This is a genomic window from Gemmatimonadota bacterium (genome assembly GCA_009838645.1).
Taxonomy (GTDB): domain Bacteria; phylum JAAXHH01; class JAAXHH01; order JAAXHH01; family JAAXHH01; genus JAAXHH01.
Genome location: VXRC01000007.1, coordinates 1 through 2658, shown reverse-complemented (window position 1 = coordinate 2658; position 2658 = coordinate 1). Strand labels below are relative to the sequence as shown.

The 2658-nt window shown below is 56.2% G+C and carries 3 protein-coding genes; 1 reads left to right on the top strand and 2 read right to left on the bottom strand.

Going from position 1 to position 2658, the window contains the following annotated elements:
• Positions 1 to 377, top strand: a 377-nt coding sequence (locus tag F4Y38_02970) for a DUF1572 domain-containing protein (protein MXY48243.1), incomplete at its 5' end; no start/stop codon positions are given.
• 814 nt (positions 378 to 1191) lie between these two features.
• Here F4Y38_02970 and F4Y38_02965 read toward each other — a convergent pair.
• Positions 1192 to 1740, bottom strand: a complete 549-nt coding sequence (locus F4Y38_02965; protein MXY48242.1) for a hypothetical protein — start codon at positions 1738 to 1740, stop codon at positions 1192 to 1194.
• Between the two features lie 168 nt (positions 1741 to 1908).
• Positions 1909 to 2439, bottom strand: coding sequence for an NgoFVII family restriction endonuclease (locus F4Y38_02960; GenBank protein ID MXY48241.1), 531 nt, complete (start codon positions 2437 to 2439; stop codon positions 1909 to 1911).
• Positions 2440 to 2658: the final 219 nt, after the last annotated feature.

Genomic DNA, 2658 nt, shown 5'->3' with positions numbered 1-2658 from the left:
TGACCACGGACGGCGAAAAGCCGTGGCGCAATCGGGAGTCGGAATTTGACCGCCGTGAGGCTTCACCGTCGGAAATCGCAGTGAAGTGGGACCGAGGATGGGGCGTGCTCTTAGACACGCTCTCGCAGCTCAGCGACGACGATCTTGCCTCTGAAGTGACCGTCCGCCGCGTTTCCCTCAATGTGCACGAGGCACTCCTGCGCTCCCTGGCGCACGCAGCCTATCACGTTGGGCAGATCGTGTATCTGGCCAAGTCGTTCCGCGGGCAGGATTGGGAGTATCTTAGTATTGCCCCTGGGCAATCGGAGGCTTACAACGCTAATCCGGTGCTGGAGAAGGCGTCGGCGTATACGTCCGCGTCCGTTGGTTCGCCCTGACGCGGGTTTACGCGAGTACCTCGCATTACCAAGGTGTCAGCAATAGGGATCTGGGTGGGCAAGCCTATTCTCACCTGCAGCTTCCGAAAGGGCGGTTAGGAGAGGTGTTACTGACGTTGCTCTTGCTTGCCTCCCGTTATACTCTTACAGAAGATCATTTGCCAGAATGCGACTCTTCCTTCACTATAATCCGAACTGCCCAGACTGTGTGCGGCAGGCAAAGCGCACCGCACGACTGGACTGGTTCCGGGCGATTGACCTAAGGACGGACACCTCCCCGTTAGGAGAAGTCCCTGTTGGAAAGATCGTTGTCGTCGACCAGCAGAGCGGCCGGGCGTTCACCGGTGTCTACGCAACTCGCAGGGTGTGCTTGAGGATCCCGGTATTGTTTTTCTATGGCCTCCTTCTCTACCTTCCCCCGGTCCGGAAACGAGTTGGAGGGTTGCAGCCCGGGTGCAACGGTGACGCGTGTGAGGTCTGACATAGCGTTCCTCGTGAGCATTGCTGCGCTGCACCTCGTTATTAGTGGAAGCCATCAATGCACTCATGCCGTCGCGGAAGTGGGAAACTCTCGCTGCAGGTTCTGTTCATCCTGGTTGTCGGTCACGATTGCGCCATAGGGCAGATCTATCGCACCAGGAGAAGAAACCTCAAGATCGGTGAATTGCTGCTGTCAGCGTCGATGGCAGTATCTCTTGTCTTCGGCCTCGGGTTGCACTTTGGATTCGAAAGCCCAGACCTCTGCTCGAACGCGGTTCGTGAGCACCGGACCCTTTCCTCCGCTCAGCGGAGTCGCCATCGCCCGACTATGTCTCTACGTCGGTTCGTACACGAACGAGTCAACGAGGGCAGCGCGGAATTCCCAGATCGGGACCAAGTCTTCATCTATTGGCGGTGTGTCTTTGTACTCTTTGTACCAAGGCAGGTCATAGAGCCATTGAAGCAGCTTCTTGTAGTTTTCAGGTTTCCTGAGCTTCCAAGGGCTCATCCCTGACAGCTTTCCGAATGCTTTCTCGGATGCCGTGTTGAGCGACAGCAACCGGTCCGGCCGCGCCAGCGTTAGCAAAAGTGTCGCAGTCCCATAGCCCACGTTTTCAATGTCCATCAGTGCCCGCATCGCATCAACGGCAACGCCTGGAAACTCGTGATTTTTAGCTAGACGAACAGTGTCCAGATGTTTTTTGATCTTACTCTCGTTATTGCACACTGCCAGCCAGTTCGTTCGACCCATACGTCCAGTCAGCCCCCACCACGCCCGATTCTCGCGTTGGTAGCTACCCTTCAGCCGCTTCAGTGGGTCGCCATCTAGCTCCGACCAGCTCGCGGCGTGCAGCAGCTCGCCGCGGACAGCAATCACTCTCATGTAGCTCTCACCTTGTGAGTCAAGGATATTCCATTTCCGTCCTTCATCTCTCAAGGCCTCCTCACATCTGATCAGGGCTTGCCGGTATTCCTCTAGAGTCAGCAGTGGTTCGATATCATCGCTGAGAAGATCTCTCCGGATCCGCCCCGATGTGATCAGTCGGACTTGTCAATGGGGAGGGTTCCGCCTCCAGTCTTTCGTGTACCGACGGATCTCTTCCGAGACGGGCGAATCCATGTGATAGTGATTCCAGCGCTCTCGGGACCAACCGGCAAGCGCGTCGGCCTGCTCGCCGGGATCCACCTCCAAAATAATCTCTTCGTTCCCGTTGGAGAAACCTCCGAACCCGGCACTGGTCAAGTTGGCGCTTCCGATCCACGCATGACGCTTTTCGGTCCCACCATTGTGCCGTTTGAATAGGTACACCTTGGGGTGGAAGAGACGATCACCCTTCGGGACGATCCTGAGGTCACCAGCAGTAATTCTGTTCAACTCCTTCAAGGCATCGGGGTCCGTCGCGTTGCCCGATATTCCGACGATGGCCCGGATCTTCACGCGCTGATCTGCGGCGGCGCGCAATGCTCGCAAGTGCACTCCTGGAGTCGCCCAGGCTGTGGCGATATCGACAGAACACGCTTGGCTCAGAAGGTACTTAAACCGGTCAAGCAGGTTTTTCCCGCAGAGAACCTTGCCTCTCATTGGATTCACCAGAAGGGTTTAATGGTGGTGCCGCATTCGCCAATGTCTGAGTGCATATGCCGAATCAACTGAGATGCTAAGCGAGATGCTCGCTATGCGTGAACTGCCCCGTCTCGACCACATTTGCCAGCGAGGCGCGATAAAGTCAACACAAAAATCGGTGGCTAGCTCATTGGGTAATATTCCCAATACCGTACAGTCTGGTTTTAGATCTTCCAA

What these genes read in the sequence shown, in the direction of transcription:
- F4Y38_02965 (MXY48242.1), bottom strand. Translation starts at nt 1,740, where the DNA reads ATGAGAGTGATTGCTGTCCGCGGCGAGCTGCTGCACGCCGCGAGCTGG.
- F4Y38_02960 (MXY48241.1), bottom strand. Translation starts at nt 2,439, where the DNA reads ATGAGAGGCAAGGTTCTCTGCGGGAAAAACCTGCTTGACCGGTTTAAG.